Source organism: Pseudomonas sp. SIMBA_068, from assembly GCF_046534705.1.
Taxonomy (GTDB): Bacteria; Pseudomonadota; Gammaproteobacteria; order Pseudomonadales; family Pseudomonadaceae; genus Aquipseudomonas; species Aquipseudomonas putida.
The window spans coordinates 1-245 of the sequence record NZ_JAWRYI010001349.1; the positions used below are offsets into that span (position 1 = coordinate 1).

Sequence of the window (245 nt, forward strand, 5' to 3'; positions counted from 1 at the left end):
TTGCAGGAAGCCCGCTGGTTCATCAAGAGCCTGCAAAGCCGCAATGAAACCCTGATGAAGGTCGCCACCCAGATCGTCGAGCACCAGCGCGGCTTTCTCGAATATGGCGATGAAGCGATGAAGCCGCTGGTTCTGCACGATATCGCCGAGGCGGTGGGCATGCACGAATCGACGATTTCCCGGGTGACCACGCAAAAATTCATGCATACCCCACGGGGCATATATGAGCTGAAATACTTTTTCTC

The 245-nt window shown here is 54.7% G+C and carries 1 pseudogene; it reads left to right on the forward strand.

Going from position 1 to position 245, the window contains the following annotated elements:
- Positions 1-245 (forward strand): annotated as a pseudogene (locus SB756_RS34005) (RNA polymerase factor sigma-54); the annotation flags it as partial.